Here is a 26,083-nt window from a genome sequence, read left to right on the forward strand (position 1 = left end):
GTCCTTCTCGATCAGGTGCCAGCCGCTCCAGGCGTCGCCGTCCACGAGGTCGGCCTCGCGCAGGTCGAGCAGCGGGTCGAGGTCGCCGAACGACTCGGCGACGGGCTCGACGCGCTCCCAGTGCACGCGCGTCGGCGCGTAGAGCTCGCGCGCGCGGGCGTCGTCGCCGGCCGCGTACGCGTCGGCGAGCTCCTGCGTGCCGGCGATCAGCGTGCCGACCTGGTCCTTGACGTACGCGACGTAGGACGCCTCGGCGGCTGCGAGCTGCTCGGCGACGTCGCCCGTGGGCCCCGTGCCGGCGCCCGAGTCGGTCACCGTGAACGCCGCGCGGATGCCCTCGCCGACCATGCCGGGCTTGCAGGCCGTGAAGTAGTCGCCCGGGCGGGCCTGGATCACGAGGTCACGCGAGATGCCGGGGCCGATGTTCTCGACCTCGGACACGACCCGCAGCCCGTCCTCGCCCAGCAGGTAGAACTCGGTGACGTCGTCGCCGGTGTTGGTGACCGTGAACGTCAGCGTGCCGGAGGGCGCGGACGTGGTGGAGACGTCGCACGCGTCGGCGCTGGACGACACCGTGATGGGGCCGCCATCCCCGGCCGCGCCGGTCGCGGCGTCGGTCGGCGTGTTGGCGACGCACGCGGCCAGCAGGGGCAGCGTGAGCGCGGCCGTGAGGCCGCCGCGCAGGCGGGTCGTGCGGACGGTGGGCCGCGGGGCGGGGCGCAGGGTCGGGGACACGGGTCTCCTCGGGAGCGGGCGCGGGGTGCGCGGGCGTCGGTGCGGGTGGGGCACGCGGTGTCGCGTGCGGGGGTGGGGCGGCGGTGGGGCGGCGGCTCAGGCCGGCGGGGCGGCCGCGGCGACGGGCGTCGGGGTCGCACGGCGCGGCGCGCCGCCGCGCACGGTGCGCAGGAAGACGGTGCCGGTCGGGACGACGTAGCAGGTCCACGCGATCGCCTGCAGCCACGTCGTGGCGGGCGAGAAGTTGAGGACGCCCTTGAGCAGCGCGCCGTACCAGCTGGACGGCGGCACGGCGGCGGAGACGTCGAACGCGAGGTCGTGCAGCCCGGGCAGGAGGCCGGCCTCCTGCAGGTCGTGCACGCCGTAGGCGAGCACGCCGCCCGCGACCACGACGAGGAAGGCGCCGGTCCACGCGAAGAAGCGCCGCAGGTCGAGGCGGACGGCGCCGCGGTAGAGGGCCCAGCCGAGCGCGATCGCGACGACGAGGCCGAGCAGGGCCCCGAGCAGCGGTGCGGCGCTCGTGCTGCCGGCGGCGCGTGCCCCGGCCCACAGGAAGAGCGCGGTCTCGAGGCCCTCGCGACCGACCGCGAGCAGCGCGACGACGGCGACCGCGCGGCGCCCGGACGCGACCGCGCCGTCGAGCTTGTGCTCGAGGTCGCCGCGCAGCGTGCGCGCGGTCCGCGCCATCCAGAAGATCATCCACGTGAGCAGGCCCACGGCGACGATGGACAGCGAGCCGCCGATGGCCTCCTGCGCCTCGAACGTCAGCCCCTGCGGACCGAACGTGAGGAGCGCGCCGAACGCCAGGGACGCGAGCGCGGCGACGCCGACGCCCGCCCAGACGGCGGGCAGCTGGTCGCGGCGTCCGGTGCGCACGAGGTACGCGACGAGGATGCTGACGACGAGGGCGGCCTCGAGGCCCTCGCGCAGGCCGATGAGGAAGTTCGCGAGCACGGGCGTCCCTGGTGGTGCGGGGGACGGCGGGCGGGGGACCCCGGACGCCGGGTGAGGTAAGGCTCACCTCATCGGTCGGGAGCGTACTCCTGCTCCGCGCGTGCGCACACCCCCGGACCACGTGGCGCGGCTCACGCCGCCAGGCGCTCCAGCAGCGTGGGCCACGCGTCGGCGAACGCGGGCAGCAGCGGGCGGTCGGGCACCTCGGCGAGGGGCACCCACGCGACCGCGAGGCTCTCGGCGTCCGTCACCGCGGGCTCGAACGGCGTCAGCGCCTCCGCGAGCACGGTCGTGTACGACCAGTCGGGGTGCGTCAGCACGTGCTCGCCGCGCACCGCGACCGTCGCGGGGTCGACCCCGGCCTCCTCGTGCGCCTCGCGCAGCGCGGCGTCGACGGCCGTCTCCTGCGGCTCGCGCGCACCGCCGGGCAGCCCCCAGGTGCCGCCCTGGTCGCTCCACGGCGCACGGTGCTGCAGCACGACGTCGGTCGCCGCACCGGTCGCGTCGCGCCGCACGAGCAGCAGCCCGGCCGCGCCGTGCAGGCCCCAGTGGCGCCGCCCGCACGCGCACTCGACCCAGCCGTCGCCCGGACGGCGGTGGGTCGGGCGCGGCGCGCTCACGCGGACGTCAGCCGACGATCTCGCAGATCGCGGTGCCCGCGCTCACGCTCGAGCCGACGCCCGCCGTGAGCGACTGCACCGTGCCCGCGCGGTGCGCGACGAGCGGCTGCTCCATCTTCATGGCCTCGAGCACCACGACGAGGTCGCCCTCGGCGACCTGCGCGCCCTCGGCGACCGCGACCTTGACGATCGTGCCCTGCATGGGCGACGCGAGCGTCGTGCCGTTGCCGGCGGCGCGCGTGCTGCGTGCGCGCGGCGAGCGGCGCGGACCGGCGCCGGGACGCGCGCGCCCGGGCCCGGTGCCCGGCACGCGGCCCAGGCCGAGCGCGGCGGGCAGCACGACCTCGAGCCGCTTGCCGCCGACCTCGACCACGACGCGCTCGAGCGCCGCGTCGGGCTCGTCCTCGGTCTCCTGCGCCGGGGCGGGCGTGCGGCCGAGCGCCGCGACGGTCTCGGCGAACTCGGTCTCGATCCAGCGCGTGTGCACCGAGAACGGCTGCGCGTCGTCGGCGGGCACGAACGCCTCCGAGTCCAGCACGGCGCGGTGGAACGGCACGACCGTCGGGATGCCGACGACCTCGAGCTCGGCCAGCGCGCGGCGCGCCCGCTCGACCGCCTGGCGGCGCGTCGCGCCCGTGACGATGACCTTGGCGATCATCGAGTCGAACAGTCCCGACACGGTGTCGCCCTCGGCGACGCCCGAGTCGACGCGCACGCCCGGCCCGGACGGGTAGCGCAGCCGCGTGATGCGGCCCGGTGCGGGCAGGAAGCCGGCGGCCGGGTCCTCGCCGTTGAGGCGGAACTCGATCGAGTGCCCGCGCGTCTCGACCTCGGTGTAGCCCAGCGGCTCGCCCGCGGCGATGCGCAGCTGCTCGCGCACGAGGTCGATGCCGCTGATCTCCTCGGTCACGGGGTGCTCGACCTGCAGACGCGTGTTGACCTCGAGGAACGACACCGTCCCGTCGACGCCCACGAGGAACTCGCACGTGCCCGCGCCGACGTACCCGGCCTCGCGCAGGATCGCCTGCGACGCCGTGACGAGCGTCGCGCGCTGCTCGTCGGTGAGGAACGGCGCGGGCGCCTCCTCGACGAGCTTCTGGTGGCGGCGCTGCAGCGAGCAGTCGCGCGTCGAGACGACGACGACCGTGCCGTGCTGGTCCGCGAGGCACTGCGTCTCGACGTGCCGCGGCCGGTCGAGGTACCGCTCGACGAAGCACTCGCCGCGCCCGAACGACGCCACGGCCTCGCGGACCGCCGACTCGTACAGCTCGTCGATCTCGTCGGCCGTGCGCGCGACCTTGAGGCCGCGCCCGCCGCCGCCGAACGCCGCCTTGATGGCGATCGGCAGGCCGTGCTCGGCGACGAACGCGTGGATCTGAGAGGCGTCCGCGACCGGGTCGGGCGTGCCCGCGACGAGCGGCGCACCGGCGCGCTGCGCGATGTGCCGCGCGCTGACCTTGTCGCCGAGGCCCTCGATCGCGGCCGGCGGCGGGCCGACCCACACGAGGCCGGCGTCCATGACGGCCTGCGCGAAGTGCGCGTTCTCGGACAGGAAGCCGTAGCCGGGGTGCACGGCGTCGGCGCCCGAGCGGCGCGCGACGTCGAGCAGCTTGGCGACGTCGAGGTACGTCTCGGCGGCGCGGGCGCCGTCGAGCGCGTACGCCTCGTCGGCGACGCGCACGTGCAGGGCCTCGCGGTCGGTGTCCGAGTACACGGCGACCGACGCGATCCCGGCGTCACGGCAGGCACGGGCGATGCGGACGGCGATCTCGCCGCGGTTGGCGACGAGGACCTTGGTGATGGCGGGCACGGCTCACGGTAGCGCGCGATCCGTCCGGGTCCGCGGTGTCGTCCGGGCGGCGCCGCAAGATTGCCGCATCCCCCCAGCGCGGCCCGGTTCGTTTTGGAGGAACCCACCACTGCGCGTCGCCCAGGGGCCCTGCTGCCCGGCGCGGTTGTGGCGACCGCACAACCCGCGCCTCGGCGGGGAGGGGCCGCGGGGTGGGGAGGGGGAATGGCGGGTGTCGTGCGACGTCGTGGCGGCTCAGCGGCGCCAGAGGCCAGGGATCGTGAGGTCCACGTCGGCCAGCAGGTGGCGCAGCAGCGGCAGGCTCACGCCGACGACGGCGTGGTGGTCGCCCTCGATCCGCTCGACGAACGGCCCGCCCAGCCCGTCGATCGTGAACGCACCCGCGACGGCGAGCGGCTCGCGCGTCGCGACGTAGGCCGTGACCTCGTCGTCGGACAGGTCCGCGAAGTGCACGACCGTCGACGCGGTCGCCCCGAGCGTCGCGCGCGTGCCGCCGTTCTCCGGGTCGCGCTCGTCGACGAGCCAGTGGCCCGTGTGCAGCACGCCCGACCGGCCGCGCATCGCGTGCCACCGTGCGACCGCGTCGTCGGCGTCGCGCGGCTTGCCGAGGACGTCGCCGTCGAGCTCGAGCATCGAGTCGCAGCCCAGCACCACGACGTCCTCGTCGTCGTCCCAGCCCGCGACGTCGAGCTCGTCGAGCCGGCGGGCGACGTCCTCCGCCTTGGCCTGCGCGAGCACGAGCACGGCGTCGGCCGGGTCGAGCGCGCCGAAGCGCTCGCGGGCCGCGGCGAGCACCGCGTCCTCGTCGACGCCGGAGACCGCGACGAGCGGGTCGAGGCCGGCGGACGCGAGGGTCGAGCGGCGGGCGGGGGAGGCGGAGGCGAGCAGCAGCCGGGTCACGTGCCGACCCTAGCCGCCGGTAGAGCCCGTCCGGGCCGTCGGACGGCGTGCGTGCGGACGGTCCGGACGTCGTCGCGGGGGCGCAGGTGGTCGACGCGCGTCGGGACGTCCGACCCCTGCCGGACGCACAGGCGGGCAGGGCAGAATGACGCACCGGACCGCAGGGGCGAGGAGACCACGGTGAACGACACGACGCAGGTGCACGAGCACGACGACGAGCTCGACGAGATCGACGAGATCGACGGCCACCTGGTCGAGGACGACCCCGACCTGCTGCTGCCGGCCGCCCTGCCGTGGCGGCGACGCACCGCGATCGAGATGGTCGTGTCGGGGCTCATCGGCCTGTACACGTCGTTCGTGCTGTCGATCGAGGCGCTGACCCTCGCCGCGGACAAGGACGCGAAGCTCAGCTGCGACCTCAACTCGTTCATCAGCTGCGGCACGGTCGCGAAGTCGTGGCAGGCCGAGCTGTTCGGCTTCCCCAACGCGTTCCTCGGGATCGCCGCCGAGGCGGTGGTCATCACCCTGGCGGTCGCGCTGATCGGGGGCGTGGTGTTCCCGCGCTGGTTCATGCTCAGCGCGCAGGCGATCTACACCGCCGGCCTGGTGTTCGCGTGGTGGCTGTTCCAGCAGTCGTTCTTCGAGATCGGCGCGCTGTGCCCGTGGTGCCTGCTGATCACCGTGACGACGACGCTCGTCTGGGCGGGGTTGACCCGCATCAACGTCCGGGACGGGCACATGTCGTTGCCGGGGCGTGCGGGTCCGTGGGGTCGGCGCTTCGTCGCGTCGGGCAACGACTGGTTCATCACCGCGGCCGTGCTCGTGCTGTTCGGTGCCGTGATCTTCGCGAAGTACGGCTGGACGCTGCTCTGACCCGTCCCGACGGCCCGGTCGCGTCCTGGACGTGACCGGGCCGTCGTGCGTCCCCGGCCGGTGACGGCGCGCGTGACGGGCGGCGTGGCACGGGTTGACGGGCCGATCGACCCTCCGTAGTCTCCCGTTTCAGCAAGATTGCAGGCTCATCGCAATCCGTTGCAGCCTGTGCGCCCCGGGTCCGCCCGGGTCACCTCCTCCACGCGGCGCACGCCGCACCGGTCGGCGCACCGACGCGCCGACCTCCCGCCCGACACCGTCGTCGAGCCCGACCGAGGAGAGTCCCGTGCCCCGACCCTCACCGCGCCCCGCCAGCGGCGCACCCGTCCCGCCCGTGGCCCCGGCGCCCGCCCTCGGTGGTGCGACCGCCCGGCGCGCCGCCACCGACACCGCCACGGTGCGTCGGCTCACCGCCGCGGCTCTCGCGCTCGTGCTCGCGGCCGCGGCCCTCGTGGTCGCCGTCGCGCGCCCCGCCGCGGCCGGCCCGCCCGACGACCGCCCCGGCGTCACCCTCTTCCAGTGGACGTGGACGTCGATCGCGCGCGAGTGCACCGACGTCCTCGGCCCCGCCGGCTACGGCTGGGTCCAGACGTCCCCGCCGCAGGAGCACGCCGTGGTCGGCGGGCAGTGGTGGACGTCCTACCAGCCCGTGAGCTACCGCATCGAGTCCAAGCTCGGCACGCGCGCCGAGTACGCCGCCATGGTGTCGGCGTGCCGTGGCGCGGGCGTCGAGGTGATCGCCGACGCCGTCGTCAACCACATGAGCGGCCAGACCGGCGGCACCGGCTGGGCCGGCACGCAGTTCTCCACCGAGCGGTACCCCGGCCCGGCCGGCGGCTACGGCCCGCAGGACTTCAACGACTGCCGCACCAACATCGCGAGCTACCAGGACCGCTACCAGGTGCAGCACTGCCGCCTCGTCGGCCTGCAGGACCTGCGCACCGGCTCGGAGTACGTCCGCCAGGAGATCGCGGACTACCTGCTGGACCTCGTGTCGCTCGGCGTGCGCGGCTTCCGCGTCGACGCCGCCAAGCACGTCCCCGCGGCCGACCTCGAGGCGATCCTCGGCAAGGTGCGCGCGACGCCCCAGGGGCGCGACGTCTACGTCGTGCACGAGGTCATCGGCGCCGGCGGCGAGCCGATCCAGCCGGCCGAGTACCTCGGCTCGGGCGACTCGCACGAGTTCTCCTACGCGCGCCACCTCAAGGGTCAGGTGCAGTCCGGCCGGCTCGCGTCGCTGCGCGACCTGCGCACGCAGCCCTGGCTGCTGCCGTCGGACCGCGCGGGCGTGTTCGTCGACAACCACGACACCGAGCGCAACGGCGAGACCCTCAGCTACAAGGACGGCACCGACTACCGGCTCGCGAACGTCTTCATGCTCGCGTACCCGTACGGGTGGCCCACCGTCCACTCCGGGTACGCGTTCAGCGACCACGACGCCGGCGCGCCGCAGTCCGGCAGCGGCGAGGTGCTCGACGCCGCGTGCGGGCAGGGCACCTTCACGTGCGCGCACCGCTGGAACGAGACCGCGCACATGGTCGGGTTCCGCAACGCGGTGACGGGCACGGACCTCACGCAGTGGTGGGACGACGGCGGCAGCCGCATCGCGTTCGGTCGCGGCGACCGCGGGTACGTCGCGCTGAACGCCGGGTCGTCCGCGCTGACGCGCACGTTCGCGACGTCGCTGCCCGCGGGGGCCTACTGCGACGTGATCAGCGGGCAGGCGGCCGGTGGCGCGTGCACCGGGACGACCGTCACGGTCGACGCCGCGGGCCGCGCGACGTTCACCGTCCCCGCCGAGGGATCCGTCGCGCTGCACGTCGGCCAGCGACCGTCCGGGACGACGACGCCCACGCCCACCCCGACGCCCGCACCCAGCCCGACGGGCGCCGCGCAGGTCGCGTTCGGCGTCACCGCGACGACCGTGTGGGGGCAGGACCTGTACGTCGTCGGCGACCACGCGGCCCTCGGCGGCTGGGACCCGGCGCGCGCCGTGCCCCTGTCGTCCGCGACCTACCCGGTGTGGCGCGCGACCGTGACGCTCCCGCCGGGCACGGCCGTGCAGTACAAGTACGTCCGCAAGCAGGGCGCGACCGTCACGTGGGAGTCGGGGGCGAACCGCACGCTCACGGTGCCCGCGAGCGGCACGCTCACGACGACGGACACGTGGCGCCCCTGACCGGGGACCGGACGACGTCCGCCCGCCCGGCCCTCCGTGCGGAGGTCCGGGCGGGCGGCTGAGACGGGGGCGGCGTCGGGCGCGTGGAGGTGACCGGCGCCGCCCCTCCCGTCGTGCGAGGGACGACGGCCGGCGTCAGCCCGCGAGCGCGCCCGGCAGCACCGCCAGCGGCACGGACCCGAGCCGCAGCGCCCGCGCGTGGAAGTCGCGCAGGTCGAACACCTGGCCGCGCGCCTGCGCGGTCGCGCGCGCGGTGTCCCGCGCCTGCTCCCACAGGCGCTGCCCGACCTTGTACGACGGCGCCTGCCCGGGCCAGCCCAGGTACCGCGTGTACTCGAAGCGCACGAACGACTCGGGCATGTTGACGTTGGCGCGCAGGAAGTCCCACCCGGTGTCGGGCGTCCACGCCGCACCCACCTCGGCGGGGGCCGGCAGGCCCAGGTGCATGCCGAGGTCGAACACGACGCGCGCGGCCCGCAGCCGCTGGCCGTCGAGCATGCCCAGGCGGTCGCCCGGGTCGTCGAGGAACCCGAGGTCGGCCATGAGCCGCTCGGCGTACAGCGCCCAGCCCTCGCCGTGGCCGGACGTCCACGACGCGAGGCGCCGCCACGAGTTCAGCGTCGCGCGCTCGTGCACGGCCTGCGCGATCTGCAGGTGGTGCCCCGGGACGCCCTCGTGGTAGACGGTCGTGCGCTCGCGCCACGTCGCGAACGACGTGACCTCCGGCGGCACCGACCACCACATGCGCCCGGGGCGGCTGAAGTCGTCGCTGGGGCCCGTGTAGTAGATCGCGCCCGTGCGGGACGGTGCGATGCGGCACTCGAGCGTGCGCACCGGCACCGGGATGTCGAAGTGCGTGCCGTCCAGCGCCTCGATCGCGGCGTCGGACGTCGCCTGCATCCACGCGCGCAGCGCGTCGGTGTCGCCCAGCCGGCGCGCCGGGTCCGCGTCGAGCAGCGCGACGGCCTGCTCGACGGACGCGCCCGGTCCGGCGATCTGCTCGGCGACCTGCTGCTGCTCGGCCTGCACGCGGGCGAGCTCCTCGAGGCCCCACGCGTACGTCTCGTCGAGGTCGACCTCGGCGCCCAGCGCCTGCCGCGACCACAGCGCGTAGCGCTCGCGCCCGACCGCGTCCTGCTCGGGGGCGAGCGGTGCGATCTCCTCGGTCAGCACCTGCGCGAGGCGCGCGTACGCGTCGCGCGCGCCCGCGGCCGCGCGCTCCAGGTCGGCACGCAGCGCGTGGTCGTCGCCCAGCACGCGGCGCGCGTCGTCGCCGCGCACGAGCCGCGTGAACGCGGACTCGTCGGGGTCGGCGACCTCGCGGGCCTGCGCGACGACGGCCTCGACCTGGCGGCGGGCGGCGACGTCGCCGCGCGCGGCGGCCGCGCGCAGCGACGCGACGTACGAGTCGAGCGCCGCGGGCACGGCCGCGAGCCGCGCGGCGACGTCGTCCCACGCCTGCTCGGTGTCGGTCGCCATGAGGTCGAAGACCTCGACGACCTCCTGCGACGGCGACGCGATGTTGTTGAGCTCGCGCTGGCGCTCGCCCGCGTCGAGCAGGTCGAGCTCGGTGCGCAGCGCGTAGCCCATGGCGGCGACCGTGACCTCGTCGACCGCGTCGGCCGGCGCGAGGCCCTCGAGGGCGAGCAGCGTCGAGCGGGACTGGTCGGCCCGCTCGGCCCACGCGTCGGGCGAGTAGTCGGTGAGCTCGCGCTCGTGGCCGGGCACGCCGAGGTGGGTCGCGTGGATCGGGTGCAGGCGGGCGAGCGTCGCGACGAACGCGTCGGCGACGGCGTCGACCGGGCTGGCGGGGCGGGGATCGGTGGCGGGGGTGGTCACGCGCAGCACCCTACGACGACGCCGCGCGCGGCCGCCGCCGCCCGAGGCCGCGCGGCGCGCACCGCGGGATGGCTGCCCGACCCTCGTCCGGCCCGCCGACCCCGTCCTCCGTCGCGGGTCGGACGCGCGACGCGCGACCGATGACGGCCCCGCACCGCACCGCCCCGCACCGCACCGGCGCGGCCCGCGCGACCGTCGCCGGCGTGCGCGACCGTCAGGGGTGCAGGCTCCACCGCCACGCGTCGGGCCCGCGTACCGGACCCGTGGCGCCGCGCAGCCGCCCCGGCGCGGTCCAGCGGGCGCGCGCCGCGCGCGCCACGGCCTCGGTGTCGTCGCCGACCGGCTCGTGCCCGCTCGCCGCGGCGACCAGCCCCGCGACGAGCGCCGCGAGCTCGACGTCGTCCGGCGTGCCGCGCACGACCTGCACGTGCGGGTCGACGCGCGGCGCCACGCCGCCCGACGAGCCGTCCGCCGGCGCGCTCACGCGTCGCCCTCGTCGTCGTCCTCGTCCTCGTCGAGCAGGACCGGGCCGCCGCGCCCCGCGCCCCACTCGCCGACCACGTAGCCGCGGTCGCCCAGGGTGCGCGCGATCTGCGCGCCGCCGTCGTCGACGATGTCGATCACCGCGTCGAGCGTGAGGTCGGTGACCGTCGGGGGCAGCTCGACCACGAAGCCGAGGTGGAACGTGTCGTGGTCCCCGGGAGCCACCGGCGCGTCGGCGTCCCCCTCGGTCTCGTCCCACGTCATGCCCGTGAGGTCCGCGTGCAGGCCCAGCCGGTCGTGCAGCAGGTCGTACAGGCGCGCGTTGAGCGTGCCGACGCGGGACTCCAGCGCGAGCACGCGCGGGTCCTCGTCCGCCTCGCGCGCACCGAACTCGGCGCGCACGCCCACGGCCGTCTCGACGTACGCGTGCAGCGCCGCCGACAGCTCGTCGACCGTCGCGTGCAGGTCGCGCGCGTCGACCCCCGTGAGCGGCTCGCCGCCGTGCGACGCGGGGTCGTGCTCGTCGTCGTGGCCGTGGCCGTCGTGCTCGTCGGTCATGCGGGGCTCCGGTCGTCGCTCCGGTCGTGGGTCACAGCGGGATGTTCCCGTGCTTCTTGGGGGGCAGGCTCGCGCGCTTGGTGCGCAGCAGGCGCAGCGCGCGCACCACCTGCGACCGCGTCTGCGACGGTGCGATCACGTCGTCGACGTACCCGCGGTCCGCGGCGTCCCACGGGTTGACGATCGCGTCCTCGTACTCGTCGGTGAGGCGACGGCGCTCGGCCTCGACGTCGCCGCCCGCGTCCGCGACCTTCTTCAGCGCGCCGCGCTGCAGGATGTTCACGGCGCCACCCGCACCCATGACGGCGATCTGCGCGGTCGGCCACGCGAGGTTCACGTCGGCGCCGAGCTGCTTGGAGCCCATGACGATGTACGCGCCGCCGTAGGCCTTGCGCGTGATGACCGTGACGAGCGGGACCGTCGCCTCGGCGTACGCGTAGATGAGCTTCGCGCCGCGGCGGATGATGCCGTTCCACTCCTGGTCGGTGCCCGGCAGGAAGCCCGGCACGTCCACGAACGTCAGCACCGGGATGCCGAACGCGTCGCACGTGCGCACGAACCGCGCGGCCTTCTCGGCGGCGTTGATGTCGAGCGTGCCGGCCATCTGCATCGGCTGGTTCGCGACGACCCCGACGGGGTGCCCCTCGACGTGGCCGAACCCGACCACGACGTTCTGCGCGTACAGCGCCTGCACCTCGAGGAAGCTGCCGTCGTCCAGGACGGTCTCGAGCACCGTGTGCATGTCGTACGGCTGGTTGTCGGAGTCCGGCACGAGCGTGTCGAGCACGAGGTCGTCGTCGGTGACCTCGAGGTCGGCGTCGTGCGCGAACGCGGGCGGCTCGGCGAGGTTGTTGGTCGGCAGGTACGCGAGCAGCGTGCGGACCCAGTCGATCGCGTCGTCCTCGTCCGAGGCCATGTAGTGCGCGACGCCCGAGCGCGTCGAGTGCGTCGTCGCGCCGCCCAGCTCCTCGAAGCCGACGTCCTCGCCGGTCACCGAGCGGATCACGTCGGGGCCCGTGATGAACATGTTCGACGTGCCGTCGGCCATGACGATGAAGTCGGTGAGCGCGGGGGAGTACACCGCGCCACCCGCCGACGGCCCGAGGATGAGGCTGATCTGCGGGATCACGCCCGAGGCGGCGACGTTGCGGCGGAAGATCTCCGCGAACTGCGTGAGCCCCGCGACGCCCTCCTGGATGCGCGCGCCGCCGCCGTCGCTGATGCCGACCAGCGGCACGCCCGTGCGCAGCGCGAGGTCCATGACCTTCGTGATCTTCTGGCCGTGGACCTCGCCCAGCGAGCCGCCGAAGACCGTGAAGTCCTGCGAGTACACGCACACCGGCCGGCCGTCGACCGTGCCGTGCCCGACGACCACGCCGTCGCCCTCGACGCGCCGCTTCTCGAGCCCGAAGTTCGTGGACCGGTGCCGCACGAACGCGTCGATCTCGGTGAACGAGCCCGGGTCGAGCAGCGCCTCGACGCGCTCGCGGGCGGTCTTCTTGCCGCGCGCGTGCTGCTTGGCGGCCGCGTTCTCCTCGGCCGCGTCGACGGCCGCCGCGCGGCGCGCGCGCAGGTCGTCGAGGAGGGCCGCGGTGGTGCGGGGCGGGCGGGCCGGCTGCGGCGTCGCGGGCGTCGGCGCGGTGGGGTCGGTCTGCGTCACCCGACCGAGGCTAGTTGTCGCAGGGCCACCACGGGCGTGCACCGGCTCGACCGTGTTGTCGCGACCGCGCTGTGGAGACCCCACAACTCGTCCTGCCCGGGCGGCAGGCCGTGCGCCATCATGGGCGGATGACGAGCGCGCGACCGCCCCTCGACGTCGGCACGCTGCGCGAGCTGCTGCTCGCTCCGGCCGGGCCGCTCGCGCGGCTCGACGTCGTGCCGGCCTCGGCGTCGACCAACGACGACGTCGTCGCGGGGCTGCGCGCCGAGCCCGACGCGTGGCCGCACGCGAGCCTGCTGGTCGCGGAGCACCAGACCGCGGGCCACGGGCGCGCCGGGCGCACCTGGAGCACGCCCGCCAGGGCCGCGCTGACCTGCACGTTCGTCGCCCGTCCGCGGTCGGCGCCCGCGACGTACGGCTGGTTGCCGCTGCTGGCGGGCCTCGGCACCGTGCGCGCCCTGCGCGCGACCGCGGGCGTGCGCGCGGTCCTCAAGTGGCCCAACGACGTGCTCGTCGAGCTCGACGACGCGGCCGCGCCGCTCGACGGCTGGGGCACCGCGCGCAAGGTCGCCGGGATCCTCGCGTCGGCCGTGCCGCAGGTGCCCGCCGTCGCGGTGGGGATCGGCGTCAACGTCGACCAGGGCGCCGACGAGCTGCCCGTGCCGTGGGCGACGTCGCTCGCGCTCGCGGGTGCGCGCGCGGCGGACCGCGCGACCGTGCTCGTCGCGCTCGTCGCGTCGCTCGACGAGGTCGCGCGGCGGTGGTCGGAGCACGACGGCGACGCGGCCGCCGCGGGCCTGCTCGACGAGGTCGCGTCGGTGTGCGCGACGCTCGGCCAGGACGTGCGCGTCGAGCTGCCCGGCGGCGGGGTCCTCGCTGGTACCGCGCAGGGTCTGGCGGCCGACGGCGCGCTCGAGGTCCGGGACGCGGCGGGCGTCGTGCACCGCGTGCTCGCGGGCGACGTCGCGCACGTGCGCGTGACCGGCACCACAGGGGCGTGAACTAGGCTCGGACCCGTGCAGGACGGCGTCGCAGGACCGGGTGACGGACCCGGGGACGTGCCCGCGACCACCGTCGCGGGCACCGCGGAGGTACCCCCGCGCACCGGCCGCACGACCGACCAGCTCGACGAGCTCCTGCTCGGCGGCCCGCGCACGCTGACGGCGCGCGACCTCGCACGGATCGCGCACGTCGACCTCGAGATGGTCCGCACGTTCTGGCGCACGCTGGGCCTGCCGAGCCACGGCGACGACGAGGTGATGTTCACCGAGGCCGACGCGCGCGCCCTGTCGATGGCCGCGTCGCTCGTCGCCGAGCACGGGCTGGACCTGCGCACGGTCGTCACGGTCATCCGGTCGCTCGGGCACACCTCCGACCGGCTCGCGCTGTGGCAGGTCGAGGCGCTCGTCGAGGACATGTCGACGCGGTACGAGCTCGACGACACGTCGGCGCGCCTGCTCGTGCTCGACCGGTTGCGCGACCTCGCGCCGGTGCTCGAGCAGCAGCTCCTGCACTCGTACCGGCGCCAGCTCGCGGCGGTCGCCGACCGCTACGCGGCGGAGTTCGGCGACGCGCGCGGCCGCGCCGCCGACGCGGGGGCGCTGCCGCTCGCCCGGGCGGTGGGGTTCGCGGACATGGTGTCGTTCACGCGACGCACCGCGGGCCTGGGCTCGACCGACCTGTCGTCGTTCGTGCAGCGCTTCGAGACGGCGGCGCGCGACGTCGTCGTCGGTGCCGGCGGGCGCGTCGTGAAGACGATCGGCGACGCCGTGCTGTTCATCGCGGACACCCCCGGTGCGGGCGCCGCCGTCGCGGTGGGCCTGGCGGACGCGTTCGGCGACTCGCTCGACGTCGCGGCCGCGCGCGGCACGGGCGGTCTCGCCGAGGGCGCGCGGGGCGTCACGCCCGTGCGCGTGGGCCTCGTGTGGGGGCGCGTGCTGTCGCGGTTCGGCGACGTGTTCGGCCCGAGCGTCAACCTCGCGGCGCGGCTGACCGACGTCGCCGAGCCGTCCACCGTGCTCGTCGACGCCGCGACCGCGCAGGTGCTCGGCGGCGACCCGCGGTTCCGCCTCGCCGAGCAGCCGGTGCGCGACCTCCCGGGCCTCGGCCCGACCGCGTCGTTCCGGCTGTCGCGCGCGGACTGACGGCGGGCCCGGACGGCGTGCGCGCCGCGCCGCGGTCGGCCGAGCCACCCGCTGACGTCGACCGCGAGCGTGTGGCGTCCCGGCCGCTGGGTGGCCGCTGTGCAGCACGGCCCCGGTTCGTCCCCGGCCCCGACGCGCGTGCCGGCCGACGTCGACGGCGTGCCGGTGCCCGAGCTCGCCGCCGTCGACGAGCCCTCGTCCGGCGTCGGTCGTCCACAAGGTCGTCCGGGCTCCCGCCCTCGGGTCCGCGACGCTGCCAGGGTCGCAGCACGGGTCGCGACCAGACGTACCAGACCACCGTCCACGTCCCCGACGCGCACGCGCTCCCCGAGCCCGTGCGCGCCGTCGTCCTGCGGCACGACGGCGCCGCGACCGTGGCCCAGCTCGCGGCAGCAGGCGTCGCTGGGCGCACGGTACGAGGTCGGGTCGCCGCGGGACGGTGGCAGCGACCCTTCCGCGGGGTCGTCGTGCTGCAGTCCGGTGCGCTCGCCTGGCGGCAGACCGCGCACGCCGCACTCCTCGCCGCCGGCCCCGGCGCCGCGTTGTCGCACCGGTCCGCCGCGTTCGTCCACGGACTTGCGGCGACCCCGGGGACCGACGTCGTCGTCAGCGTGCCGGTACCACGCACGGTCCGGCCGCAACCGGGCCTGCGGGTCCGTCGACGGCGGTCCATGCCCCACGCGAGCGGCAGGCTCCGGACGGTCGACGTCGTCGAGACGGTGCTCGACCTGCTCGACGAGGCGCAGGACGAGGACGCCGCGGTCGCGGTCGTCACCGAGGGCGTCCGCCGCGGCGTCGCCCCGGTGGTGCTCCTGCACCGGTCACGGCTGCGTGCCTCGCTGCACCACCGGGCGCTGCTGAGAGCCGTGCTCGGCGACCCGACGCTCGCGGTCGAGTCCCCGCTCGAGCACCGGTACGTGCGGGACGTCGAGCGCCGTCACGGCCTGCCGCGGACCGTCGGCCAGGTCCGGCAGCGCGTCGACGGCGCGTGGATCCGTGCTGATCGCGTGCACCAGGGTCTGCGCGTCCGCATCGAGCTCGACGGCCGGCTCGCGCACCCGAGCGGCACGACCGACCGTGACGTGTGGCGCGACAACGCGGTGCTCCTCGAGCACGACGACCTCACGCTCCGCTACCGGTGGTCCCACGTCGTGGGCCGGTCGTGCGCGGTCGCCCTGCAGGTGGCGGCCGCGCTCACCCGGGCGGGGCGTCCGACCCGCGTGCGTCGGTGCCCGGAGTGCCCGTGAGGCCAGCGTGTGCGGCGTTGCGGCTCCCTGGAGGCCGGAACGTCACACAGCCCGTCGTGCTGCCCGGGGGCGACGGGTGCGATCGGCACGCGGGTGGCGCCACGGGCGTCCAGCAGGCGCGCCGAGTCAGGCCGGGGACTGCGACCCGTCCACGTCGACCGGGTCCAGCAGGGCGGGGAAGTTGTTCGCGACCGCGTTGACGCGCGTCGAGACGGGGACCGCCGTGAGCCGCGGGGGTGCGACCGTGAGCAGGTCGCGCGCCTCGTCGGCGCCGACCGCGGGGTCGAGCCACGCCGACCACGCGTCGCGCGGCAGGATCACCGGTTGGCGGTCGTGGATCGGGGCCATCGCCTCGGTCGCGGGCCGCGTCACGACCGTGACGGTGACGAGCCAGCGGTCGGGCGCGTCGTCCGCCTTGCTCGGGTCCCGCCAGAACTCGTAGAGCCCCGCGAGCGCCGCGAGGTCGTCGTCGGCCGGGTGGATCCAGAACGGCTGCTTCGGGGCCCGGCGCGGGCGGGGAGCCCCGGCGGGCGCGTCCGGCGGGGCCTGCCACTCGTAGTAGCCGTCGGCCGGGAGCAGCGCGCGGCGCGCGGCGAACGCGCGCGCGAACGCGGGCTTGTCGGCGACGGTCTCGACGCGCGCGTTGATCATGCGGCTGCCGACCGACGGGTCCTTCGCCCACGACGGCACGAGCCCCCACCGCGCGACCCGCAGCTGGCGCGTGATCTCGCCGGTCGCGCGGTCGGCGCGCTCGACGACCATGCGGACGCCGTCGGTCGGGGCGACGTTCCACGACGGCGGCAGCAGCCGGACGTCGTCGGCGACGGTCGCGACCGCGAACTCGTCGGCGATCGCCTGGTCCTCCCGGAACGACGCGTACCTCCCGCACATGCGCGCCAGCCTCCCACCGCCCACCCACACGCGCCGTCCGGGCGCCGAGGTGCGCGTCGACCCGCACGACGTGCGTCGCCCGCGCGCGCGCCGGGCGGGTGCCGGGCGTCGGGGGCGTGACGAGGCCCACGCCCCGTGCGACGTGACGCTGCGCACGAGTTCGTCGAATCGATTCGTGGCCGCCCTGGCGCGGTGCGACCATGGAAGGACCATGCGCGAGCCCGACCCGCAGGTGCCCGTCCCCGACGCCCCCGCCGTCCCGGCCCCCGGCACCGTCACGCCCTCCGTCCCCGCACCCTCCACCGCCGCCTCCGCCGCGCCCGCGACCGCCGCCGCAGCCGCCGCGGACGCCGCCGCGCCCGGCCCCGCCGTCCCGGGCGCCCCCGGGACCGCCGGCGCCGCCGACGCGCCCGACTCCCCGCGGTACCGCCCCGACGCCAAGCACGTGCTGCTGCTGGGCACGATGGCCGCGCTGCCCGCGGTCTCGACCGACATCTACCTGCCGTCGCTGCCCGAGGTCGCGCGCGACCTCGGCACCACCGCGGCGGCCGCGCAGCTGACGATCGCCGGGATGATGGTCGGCGGCGCGCTGGGCCAGCTCGTCGTCGGGCCGGTGTCGGACCGGTTCGGTCGGCGGCTGCCGGTGCTCGTCGGGGTCGCGCTGCACGTCGTGACGTCGCTGCTGTGCGCGATCGCCCCGGCCATCGTGCCGCTCGTCGCGCTGCGCGTCGCGCAGGGGTTCTTCAACGCCGCCGCCACCGTGGTGGCGATGGCGCTCATCCGCGACCGGTTCGTCGGGTCGGACGCGTCGCGGCTGATGTCGCGGCTCATGCTCGTGATCGGCGTCGCGCCGCTGTTCGCGCCGTCGGTCGGCGGGCTGATCGCCGGTGAGCTGGGGTGGCGCGCGGTGTTCGTGGCGCTCGCGCTGTTCGGTACCTCGGTGTGGGTGCTGGTGCTGCTCAAGATGCCCGAGACGCTGCCCGCCGAACGGCGCCGCACGGGCGGCGTGCGCACCGCGCTCGCCGGGTACGCGCACCTGCTGCGCGACCGGCACTTCGTCGCGCTCGCGGTGCTGCCGGGCCTCATGATGGCCGTCCTCATGACGTACGTCGTCGCGTCGCCGTTCGTGCTGCAGGAGGGCTACGGGCTCACCGAGCACCAGTTCGCGCTGCTGTTCGCCGTGAACGGCGTCGGGCTCGTGCTGGGGGCGCAGGTGAACGCGGCGATCGTGCGGCGCGTGTCGCCCATCCGGATCCTGCGCGTCGTGCAGGTGGCGACCGTCGTGCTCACGGGGGCGCTGCTGGTCGTCGCGCTCACCGGCGCGGGCGGCCTGTGGGGGCTGCTCGTCGTGCTGTGGCTCGTGCTCGCGCTGGTGAACTTCGCGCCGCCCAACGCGTCGGCGATCGCGCTGGGGCGGCACGGCGCCATCGCGGGCACGGCCGCGGCCTTCATCGGCGCGTGCCAGGCGGGCCTGGGCGGCCTGGTGAGCAACCTGTCCGGCCTGTTCGGCGGCGACGCGGTCGCGATGGCCGCGGTCATGACGGGCACGAGCGTCCTCGCGCTCGCGATCCTCGCGTTCGCGACGCCCGCGTTCCGCCGCGGCGGGGCCTGGTCGCTGGGCTGACGCCCGGCGGGACGCCCCGCGTCAGGCGCCGAACGCCACCCGCAGGCGCGCCACCGCGTCCTCCAGCACGTCCCGGCGCTTGACGAACGTGAACCGCACCCACGTGCGCAGCGCGTCGTGCGCCGCGGTGCCCGGGCGCGTGAAGGCACTGACGGGCACGCCCACGACACCGGCCCGCGCGGGCAGGTCGCGGCAGAACGCGACGCCGTCGCGTGCGCCGAGCGGCGCGGCGTCGGCGAGCACGAAGTAGGTGCCGTCGGGCCGCACGACGTCGAAGCCGGCGTCCCGCAGGCCCGCGAGCAGCAGGTCGCGGCGCTGCGTGAGCGACACGACGAGGTCGTCGACCCACGCGAGCGCGGCGGGGTCGGTGAGCGCGTGGGCGACCGCCGGCTGGAACGGTGCGCCCGACACGTACGTGAGGAACTGCTTGACCGTGCGCACCGCCGTCACGAGCTCGGCCGGGCCGGTGACCCACCCGATCTTCCAGCCCGTGAACGAGAACGTCTTGCCGCTCGACGACACCGTGAGCGTCCGGTCCGCCATGCCGGGCAGCGTCGCGAGCGGCACGTGCGGCACGCCGAACACGAGGTGCTCGTAGACCTCGTCGGTCACGACCAGCAGGTCGTGCGCGACCGCGAGGCGCGCGACCGCGGCGAGCTCGTCGGGCCGCAGCACCGCGCCCGTGGGGTTGTGCGGCGAGTTGAGCAGCAGCAGCCGCGTGCGGGGCGTCACGGCGGCGGTCAGCGCGTCGACGTCGAGCCGGAACCCGTCGGGCGTCGCGCGCAGCGGCGCCGTGGTGTGCGCGGCGCCGGCCATCGCGACGACCGCCGCGTACGAGTCGTAGTACGGCTCGAGCGTCAGCACCTCGTCGCCCGGGCCGACCAGCGCGAGGACGGCGGCCGCGAGCGCCTCGGTCGCACCGGTCGTGACGAGCACCTGCGTCTCGGGGTCCACGACGAGGCCGTACCGGGCGCGCTGGTGCGCGGCGACCGCCGCGCGCAGCGGCGCGGTCCCGGGGCCGGGCGGGTACTGGTTGACGCCCGCGAGGATCGCGTCGGCCGCGGCGCGCGCGACGGGCGCGGGGCCGTCGACGTCGGGGAACCCCTGGCCGAGGTTGAGCGCGCCGGTGCGCGCGGCGAGCGCTGACATCTCCGCGAACACGGTCGCGCGGACCGTGCCGTCGGCGTCGAGGAGCCCCGACGCCGCCGCGACCTGCTGCCACCGGCTGCTCACGCCCGCGAGCATAGGGCGGAGCGCCTCGGCCCGGTCCGACCGGTCGCGCGTCCGGCCCGGCTCAGAGCAGCCCGGCCGCCGCGAGCAGCCCGCTGACCACCAGCAGGGCGAGCGACGCCCACGCGGTCACCACCCACCACTCGGCGCGGTGGTGTCGCATCTCGCGGCTCTGCGTGCGGACGGCCATACCCCCACGATCGGCAGGTCCGGGCCGCTCGACAACGTCTGCGCCGGTGGGTCGTGAAGTTCACCCGGTCGGCCGCGACGCGGCGGTCCGCCACCCGCGACCCGCGCGGGTCAGCGCGTCGCGGTCTCCAGGTCCTGACCGAGGCTCGCGAGCTGCTCGCCGAGCCGCTGCAGCGCGCCGCCGGCCTCCGAACCCGCGCCGGAGGTCACGGCGTCGAGCTCGGTGCGCGCGGCCTCGACCTTGTCGCGCGCGGTCTGCAGCGCGTCGGCGGAAGCCGCCTCGCCGTCGGCCTTCGCCTGCTCGAGCGCGGTCCGGGCGTCGTCGACCGCCGACTGCGCCGACGTCACGGCCGCGTCGGCGCGCGTGCGGCTCTGCTCGTCGAGCGACGCGAGCGCCGCGCGGGCCTCCTCGACGCGCGCGGCCGCGGCGTCGGCGTGCGTCCGGGCCTCGGCGAGGGCCTCGCGCACCGAGTCTCCGGCCTCCGAGATGCCGGCCGCGGCGTCCTGCGCGGCGGTCGCGACCTCGTCGGCGATGTCCCGCGGGTCGCCGTCCGCGCACGCGCTCAGGCCCAGGGCCAGCGCGCCCGCGGTGGCGAGCCCGAGCAGGAGTCGCGCGGGGCGGTGACCGACGGGGCGGCGGGCGGGCGTGGGGGCGGTCACGGTGGCTCCTTCTCGACGGGGGCCGGGACCGTCGTGGTCCCGGGAGGCGACAGTCTGCCGCGCGGCGGGTGCCGCCGCGCGCCGTCTCACGAGGTCCTCACACGGCGGCCGTCGACCCCGCCCGGCCGGCCGTCGTGGGCCCGGGCAGGGCGACGCCCCCGCCGGCGTGGCCGGCGGGGGCGTCGGGAGCGGTGACGAGGGGGCGCCCCGTGGGGAGGGACGCCGGACCGTCGGGGAGTCGGTCAGGCCCCCGCCCGCTCGCGGCGGCCACGGACGTCCTCCAGCGACGTGCCGTAGTAGGCCGCGGTCATGATGTCCTTCATGTCGTCGATCATCGGCATGCGCGGGTTGGCCGGTGCGCACTGGTCCTCGTAGGCGCCCATGGCGACCTCGTCGAGGCGCGACATGAACTCCTGCTCGTCGACGCCCTGCGCCTGGAACGACGCCGGGATCCCGACCTTGGCGCGCAGCGCCTCGACCGCGATCGCGAACGACTCGACGCCCTCCTCGGGGGTCGACGCCGGCAGGCCGAGCATCTGCGCGATCGCCGCGAACCGCTCGGGAGCCACGTAGGACTCGTACTTCGGCCAGCTCGTGAGCTTGGTCGGGACGGTGCCGTTGTAGCGGATCACGTGCGGCAGCAGGGTCGCGTTCGTGCGGCCGTGCACCAGGTGGTACGTCGAGCCGACGACGTGCGCCATGGCGTGCACGATCCCGAGGAACGCGTTGCCGAACGCCATCCCGGCGATCGTGCCGGCGTTGTGCATCTTGGCGCGCGCGTCCTTGGTGGCCGGGTCGGCCGGGTCGCCGTTCACCGACTGCGCGAGGTTGTCGAAGATCAGGCGGATCGCCTGCAGCGCCATGCCGTCGGTGAAGTCGTTGGCGTAGACCGCGACGTACGCCTCGATCGCGTGCGTCAGGGCGTCGAAGCCCGAGTCGGCGGCGAGCGAGCGCGGCATCTTCGACGTGAGCACCGGGTCGATGATCGCGACGGTCGGCGTCAGCGCGTAGTCCGCGAGCGGGTACTTCTTGCCCGCGTCGGGGTCGGAGATGACGGCGAACGGCGTGACCTCGGCGCCCGTGCCCGACGTGGTCGGGATGCAGACGAGCTTGGCCTGCTCGCCCAGCGTCGGGAACTTGAACGCGCGCTTGCGGACGTCGAAGAACTTCTGCTTGAGGTCCGAGAACACGATCTCGGGGTGCTCGTACAGCAGCCACATGACCTTGGCGGCGTCCATCGGCGAGCCGCCGCCGAGCGCGATGATCGTGTCGGGGCGGAAGTGCCGCATGTTCGCGGCGCCCTTCTGCACGGTCTGCACGGACGGCTCGGGCTCGACCTCGTCGATGATCTGCACGGCCACGTTGTTCGAGCGGCGCCGCAGCACGTCGAGGACCTTGTCGACGAACCCGAGGGTCGTCATGGTCGTGTCGGTGACGATGGTGACGCGCTCGACGTCGGCCATGTCCGCGAGGTAGCGGATGGCGTTCGGCTCGAAGTACGTCTTGGCGGGGACCTTGAACCACTGCAAGTTGTTGTTCCTCCGGCCCACGCGCTTGACGTTGATGAGGTTCACCGCCGACACGTTGTTCGACACCGAGTTGTGGCCGTAGGAGCCGCAGCCCAGGGTCAGCGACGGGATGAAGGCGTTGTAGATGTCGCCGATGCCGCCGAGCGACGACGGCGCGTTGCAGATCACGCGGATGGCCTTGACGCGCTTGCCGTACTCGATCGTGAGCGCGTCGTCCTGCGTGTGGATCGCGGCCGAGTGGCCGAGGCCGTCGAACTCGACCATCTTCTCGGCGAGGGTCATGCCTTCCTCGGTGGTGCCGGCGCGCAGCACCGCGAGGACGGGGCACAGCTTCTCGCGCGTGAGGGGCTCGAACGGTCCGACGCCCGAGACCTCGGCGAGGATGATCGAGGTGTCCGCCGGGACCGTGAAGCCGGCCTGCTCGGCGATCCAGACGGGCGACTTGCCGACGACCGCGGGGTTGAGCTTGGCGCCGGCGCAGTTCTCGCCGCCGGCCTCGACGCCGAAGATGAACTGCTCGAGCTTGGCCTTCTCGGCGGGCGTCGCGCGGTACGCGTGCAGCCGGGCGAACTCGGCCATCGCGGCGTCGTAGATCTCGTCGTCCAGGATGACGGCCTGCTCGGACGCGCAGATCACGCCGTTGTCGAACGCCTTGCTGAGCACGATGTCGTTGATCGCGCGGGCCAGCTTGGCGCTCTTCTCGACGTAGGCCGGGACGTTGCCGGCGCCGACGCCCAGGGCGGGCTTGCCGCACGAGTAGGCGGCCTTGACCATGGCGTTGCCGCCGGTCGCGAGGATCGTGGCGACGCCCGGGTGGTTCATGAGGGCGCCGGTCGCGGCGAGCGACGGGAGCTCGACCCACTGGATGCAGTGCTCGGGCGCGCCCGCGGCGACCGCGGCGTCGCGCACGATGCGCGCGGCGGCGACCGACGACCGCTGCGCGTTCGGGTGGAACGCGAAGATGATCGGGTTGCGGGTCTTGAGCGAGATGAGCGACTTGAAGATCGCGGTCGAGGTCGGGTTCGTCACGGGCGTGATGCCGGCGATGACGCCGACGGGCTCGGCGATCTCGGTGATGCCGTTGAGCTCGTCGACGTTGATGACGCCGACGGTCTTGAGGTTCGCCATCGAGTTGGTGACGTGCTCGCACGCGAAGATGTTCTTCACGGCCTTGTCCTCGAAGACGCCGCGCCCGGTCTCCTCGACCGCGAGCTTGGCGAGCTGGCCGTGCTGGTCGAGCGCCGCGACCGCGCCCTTCTTGACGAAGCGGTCGACGTCCTCCTGCGTCATGGACTCGAACTGCGCGAGCGCCTTGGTGGCGTTGGCGACGAGCTCGTCGATCGCGAGCGCGACCGCGTCGGCCTCGCTGACGCCGAGGGCGGTGCCGGCGGGCTCCGCGACGGCGGTGGCCGAGGTCGCCTCGGCGGGCGCGTCGGCGGGGGCCTTCGCGCGGGTGCTCTTCTTGGTGGTCTCGGACACCTTCGACTCCCCTGGTAGTGGTGAGAAGGGGCGGACGCTGGAGTCGTCCGTCGCTGTCTCCGACGCTAGGGAGAGGGGGTCCCAGATACGTGGGATGAAAGTCCCCGCGCCCTGTGGACAACTCTCCCCGCGGGCCTCCGTCGGGGGTGCGCCGGGACCTGGGTCCCGCCCGGCGGCGCGGGCCTCGGCGCGCGCGGCCCGGCGCCGCACGCTGCACGGATGACACGTGCGCGACGCCTCGCCTAGCATCGGCCCGACTCGCCGGGGCCGTGCGCGCGACAGGGGACCTCGCCCCGCACCCGGGCTCCGGCAGTCCGACGCGCCCCGTGCGGGGCGCGCGGGACCCCGGGGACGCACTGTGATCAGGATCGGCATCGTCGAGGACGACAACGCGTGCGCGACGCGTCTCGTCGAGCACCTGCGACGGTACGAGCGCGAGCACGGCCGACGGTTCGCCGTCGCGCGCTTCGCCGACGGCGCGCAGGCCGTCGCGGCGCACCGCCCGGGCGCGGTCGACCTGCTGCTGCTCGACGTCGAGATGCCCGCGCTGGACGGCTTCTCCGCGGCCCGCGCGATCCGCGCCGTCGACCCGGACGTGCCGATCGTGTTCGTCACCCACCTCGCGCAGCAGGCCGCGCGCGGCTACGAGGTCGAGGCGCTGGGCTACGTCGTCAAGCCCGTGCCGTACTTCGCGTTCGCGCAGCAGGTGACGCGCGCGCTCGCGCGCGTGCGGCGCGACCACGAGGACGCGCTGCTGCTGACCGTCGACGGCGGGCTCGAACGCGTCCCCGTCGCCGACGTCGTGAGCCTCGAGAGCGCCCGCAACCGCACGACGGTGCGCACGCTCACGGCGCGGCACTCGGTGGTGCGTCCGCTCAAGGCGCTCGAGGCCGCGCTGCCGGGCGTCGGCTTCGCGCGCGCGGGGGCCGGGGCGGTCGTGCACCTGCGGCACGTGCTGGCGGTGCGCGACGGCGAGGCCGTGCTCGTCGACGGCCGGCGGGTGGCCATCAGCCGGGCCCGGCGCAAGGCGTTCCTCGCCGCGCTGACCGACCACCTCGGGGCGCGGGCGTCGTGATCCTCGCCTCGCTGGTCGACGCCCTCGCGGACGTCCCGCCCGACATCCCGCGCGTCCTCACGGGCCTCGCGGAGTGGCTCGCGTGCGTCGTGTACGTGCTGCTGCGGCGGCGCCGCTGGCCGTGGTCGCGGTTCGTGGTGCTCGCCGTCGCGGCGCTCGCGGTGCAGGTCGGCGTGCAGGTCGGCGCCGGGCACCTGCCGCTCGGGCTGTGGACCGTGGGCATGGCCGCCGCGGTCGCCGCGATGTACGGGTTCATCGTGTCGGCCGCGAAGGTGTCGGCGCGCGACGCCGGGTACTTCACGGCGCGTGCGCTCGTGCTCGCCGAGCTCGTCGCGGCGCTGCACTGGCAGATGCACGTGTTCTTCTTCGTGCCCGAGGGGCGCGCCGGCGGCGTGTGGTCCACGGGGTTCTTCGTGCTGGTGTACGCGGCGGCGTTCGCGGGCGCGTACGTCGCGGAGGCGCGGCACTTCCGGTCGCGGCAGTCGCTCGACGTCACGTCGGGCGAGCTCGCGTCGACCGTCGCGATCGCGCTCGTGACGTTCTTCATGAGCAACATCAGCTTCCTCAACGCGAACACGCCGTTCTCGGGCCGCCTCGGCCCCGAGATCTCGTACATCCGCACGCTCGTCGACCTGTGCGGCTTCGTCGCGCTGTACGCGCAGCAGGGGCAGCGGCTGCAGCAGCGGGCGCGCGCCGAGGTGCGCGCGGTCGACGAGATGCTGCGCCGCCAGCACGAGCAGTACCTGCAGTCCAAGCGCAGCATCGAGGTCGTCAACCGCAAGTACCACGACCTCAAGCACCAGATCGCGGTGATCCGCGCCGAGGACGACGACGACCGGCGCAGGTCCTACCTCGACGACCTCGACGCGAGCATCTCGGGCTACGCGCGGCAGGCGGACACGGGCAACGGCGTGCTCGACGTCGTGCTGACGACCAAGAGCCTGGAGTGCGCCGAGCGCGGCATCACGCTCACGTACGTCGTGGACGGCGCGGCGCTCGACTTCGTCTCGACCATGGACCTCGCGGCGCTGTTCGGCAACGCGCTCGACAACGCGATCGACGGGGCCGCGGCCGTGCCCGCGACCGACCAGCGCCTGGTGAAGGTCGCGGTGTACGCGCGCGACCGGTTCGTGCTGCTGTCGTTCGAGAACTACTTCACCGGCGAGCTGCGCACCGAGGACGGCGACATCGTCACGCGCCGCGCCGACCGCACGCGCCACGGCTACGGCCTGAAGTCGATCCGGCACACGGCCGAGAAGTACGACGGCTCGATGACGGTCAACACCGAGGGCGGCTGGTTCGTGCTGCGCATCCTGCTGCCCGTGCCGCAGGACGCACCCGCGCGACGCCCCTCGCGCCCCCGCCCGCGCGCCGCGGTCGAGCCGACCCCGTGAGGGCGGCGCG

Annotated in this window: 22 protein-coding genes; 8 read left to right on the forward strand and 14 right to left on the reverse strand. The window is 75.3% G+C overall.

Going from position 1 to position 26,083, the window contains the following annotated elements:
• The 5 genes from efeO to GY42_RS00025 all read right to left on the reverse strand — a co-directional run.
• Nucleotides 1-735, reverse strand: a 735-nt coding sequence (gene efeO, locus GY42_RS00005; protein ID WP_442856782.1) for an iron uptake system protein EfeO, incomplete at its 3' end; no start/stop codon positions are given.
• A 96-nt stretch (nt 736-831) separates the two neighbouring features.
• Nucleotides 832-1,689, reverse strand: coding sequence for an iron uptake transporter permease EfeU (gene efeU, locus GY42_RS00010; protein ID WP_046527750.1), 858 nt, complete (start codon nt 1,687-1,689; stop codon nt 832-834).
• Between the two features lie 131 nt (nt 1,690-1,820).
• Complete coding sequence (locus GY42_RS00015; RefSeq protein WP_046527751.1) at nt 1,821-2,309, reverse strand: NUDIX hydrolase; 489 nt, start codon at nt 2,307-2,309, stop codon at nt 1,821-1,823.
• Nucleotides 2,310-2,316: 7 nt separating this feature from the next.
• Nucleotides 2,317-4,119: an acetyl/propionyl/methylcrotonyl-CoA carboxylase subunit alpha gene (locus GY42_RS00020; RefSeq protein WP_201775244.1), complete on the reverse strand. Its 1,803-nt coding sequence runs from the start codon at nt 4,117-4,119 to the stop codon at nt 2,317-2,319.
• A 234-nt stretch (nt 4,120-4,353) separates the two neighbouring features.
• Entirely contained in the window at nt 4,354-5,019 is a 666-nt protein-coding gene (locus GY42_RS00025) for a Maf family protein (RefSeq protein WP_046527752.1), read from the reverse strand.
• Between the two features lie 180 nt (nt 5,020-5,199).
• Here GY42_RS00025 and GY42_RS00030 point away from each other — a divergent pair, with 180 nt between their 5' ends.
• Together GY42_RS00030 and GY42_RS00035 are read left to right on the forward strand one after the other, a co-directional pair.
• Nucleotides 5,200-5,892 (forward strand): vitamin K epoxide reductase family protein, encoded by a 693-nt coding sequence (locus GY42_RS00030; RefSeq protein ID WP_052748131.1) that lies wholly within the window; start codon nt 5,200-5,202, stop codon nt 5,890-5,892.
• Between the two features lie 286 nt (nt 5,893-6,178).
• On the forward strand, nt 6,179-8,071 hold the full coding sequence (locus GY42_RS00035; RefSeq protein WP_269082292.1) for a carbohydrate-binding module family 20 domain-containing protein: 1,893 nt from the start codon (nt 6,179-6,181) through the stop codon (nt 8,069-8,071).
• A 135-nt stretch (nt 8,072-8,206) separates the two neighbouring features.
• Here GY42_RS00035 and GY42_RS00040 read toward each other — a convergent pair whose 3' ends face one another.
• The 4 genes from GY42_RS00040 to GY42_RS00055 form a co-directional block, all read right to left on the reverse strand.
• On the reverse strand, nt 8,207-9,919 hold the full coding sequence (locus GY42_RS00040; RefSeq protein WP_082131282.1) for a DUF885 domain-containing protein: 1,713 nt from the start codon (nt 9,917-9,919) through the stop codon (nt 8,207-8,209).
• A gap of 205 nt (nt 9,920-10,124) precedes the next feature.
• Nucleotides 10,125-10,394 carry an acyl-CoA carboxylase epsilon subunit gene (locus tag GY42_RS19250; protein ID WP_160309381.1) on the reverse strand — a complete coding sequence of 90 codons (270 nt, stop codon included), beginning with the start codon at nt 10,392-10,394 and terminating at the stop codon, nt 10,125-10,127.
• The gene (locus tag GY42_RS19255; protein ID WP_046527753.1) at nt 10,391-10,951 is read right to left on the reverse strand and encodes a hypothetical protein; all 561 of its coding nucleotides are present in this window, start codon (nt 10,949-10,951) and stop codon (nt 10,391-10,393) included. Before GY42_RS19255 ends, GY42_RS19250 begins: the two co-directional genes overlap by 4 nt.
• A gap of 31 nt (nt 10,952-10,982) precedes the next feature.
• Nucleotides 10,983-12,611 (reverse strand): acyl-CoA carboxylase subunit beta, encoded by a 1,629-nt coding sequence (locus tag GY42_RS00055; protein ID WP_046527754.1) that lies wholly within the window; start codon nt 12,609-12,611, stop codon nt 10,983-10,985.
• Nucleotides 12,612-12,739: 128 nt separating this feature from the next.
• Here GY42_RS00055 and GY42_RS00060 point away from each other — a divergent pair, with 128 nt between their 5' ends.
• From GY42_RS00060 to GY42_RS19715, 3 genes are all read left to right on the forward strand, one after another.
• On the forward strand, nt 12,740-13,612 hold the full coding sequence (locus GY42_RS00060; RefSeq protein ID WP_046527755.1) for a biotin--[acetyl-CoA-carboxylase] ligase: 873 nt from the start codon (nt 12,740-12,742) through the stop codon (nt 13,610-13,612).
• A gap of 57 nt (nt 13,613-13,669) precedes the next feature.
• The gene (locus GY42_RS00065; protein WP_046527756.1) at nt 13,670-14,755 is read left to right on the forward strand and encodes an adenylate/guanylate cyclase domain-containing protein; all 1,086 of its coding nucleotides are present in this window, start codon (nt 13,670-13,672) and stop codon (nt 14,753-14,755) included.
• A gap of 671 nt (nt 14,756-15,426) precedes the next feature.
• Nucleotides 15,427-16,002: a hypothetical protein gene (locus GY42_RS19715; RefSeq protein ID WP_236686674.1), complete on the forward strand. Its 576-nt coding sequence runs from the start codon at nt 15,427-15,429 to the stop codon at nt 16,000-16,002.
• A 126-nt stretch (nt 16,003-16,128) separates the two neighbouring features.
• Here the strand turns inward: GY42_RS19715 and GY42_RS00075 are convergent, their stop codons facing one another.
• Nucleotides 16,129-16,893 carry an SOS response-associated peptidase gene (locus GY42_RS00075; RefSeq protein WP_046527758.1) on the reverse strand — a complete coding sequence of 255 codons (765 nt, stop codon included), beginning with the start codon at nt 16,891-16,893 and terminating at the stop codon, nt 16,129-16,131.
• Between the two features lie 211 nt (nt 16,894-17,104).
• Here GY42_RS00075 and GY42_RS00080 point away from each other — a divergent pair, with 211 nt between their 5' ends.
• Nucleotides 17,105-18,517, forward strand: coding sequence for a multidrug effflux MFS transporter (locus tag GY42_RS00080; protein ID WP_046527759.1), 1,413 nt, complete (start codon nt 17,105-17,107; stop codon nt 18,515-18,517).
• Nucleotides 18,518-18,538: 21 nt separating this feature from the next.
• Here the strand turns inward: GY42_RS00080 and GY42_RS00085 are convergent, their stop codons facing one another.
• The 4 genes from GY42_RS00085 to adhE form a co-directional block, all read right to left on the reverse strand.
• Complete coding sequence (locus tag GY42_RS00085) at nt 18,539-19,762, reverse strand: pyridoxal phosphate-dependent aminotransferase (protein WP_046527760.1); 1,224 nt, start codon at nt 19,760-19,762, stop codon at nt 18,539-18,541.
• A 49-nt stretch (nt 19,763-19,811) separates the two neighbouring features.
• A complete protein-coding gene (locus tag GY42_RS00090) occupies nt 19,812-19,937 on the reverse strand; it encodes a hypothetical protein (protein WP_046527761.1) in 126 nt (41 codons plus the stop codon).
• A 110-nt stretch (nt 19,938-20,047) separates the two neighbouring features.
• Nucleotides 20,048-20,596 (reverse strand): hypothetical protein, encoded by a 549-nt coding sequence (locus GY42_RS00095; protein ID WP_046527762.1) that lies wholly within the window; start codon nt 20,594-20,596, stop codon nt 20,048-20,050.
• 242 nt (nt 20,597-20,838) lie between these two features.
• Nucleotides 20,839-23,604, reverse strand: coding sequence for a bifunctional acetaldehyde-CoA/alcohol dehydrogenase (adhE, locus tag GY42_RS00100; protein ID WP_052748132.1), 2,766 nt, complete (start codon nt 23,602-23,604; stop codon nt 20,839-20,841).
• A 358-nt stretch (nt 23,605-23,962) separates the two neighbouring features.
• Here adhE and GY42_RS00105 point away from each other — a divergent pair, with 358 nt between their 5' ends.
• Nucleotides 23,963-24,679, forward strand: coding sequence for a LytR/AlgR family response regulator transcription factor (locus tag GY42_RS00105; protein ID WP_046527763.1), 717 nt, complete (start codon nt 23,963-23,965; stop codon nt 24,677-24,679).
• Nucleotides 24,676-26,073, forward strand: coding sequence for an ATP-binding protein (locus tag GY42_RS00110; RefSeq protein WP_052748133.1), 1,398 nt, complete (start codon nt 24,676-24,678; stop codon nt 26,071-26,073). The genes GY42_RS00105 and GY42_RS00110 overlap by 4 nt, the downstream gene beginning before the upstream one ends.
• The last annotated feature ends 10 nt before the right edge of the window (nt 26,074-26,083 follow it).

This window comes from Cellulomonas sp. FA1 (assembly GCF_000986825.1).
GTDB classification, from domain to species: Bacteria; Actinomycetota; Actinomycetes; order Actinomycetales; family Cellulomonadaceae; genus Cellulomonas; species Cellulomonas iranensis.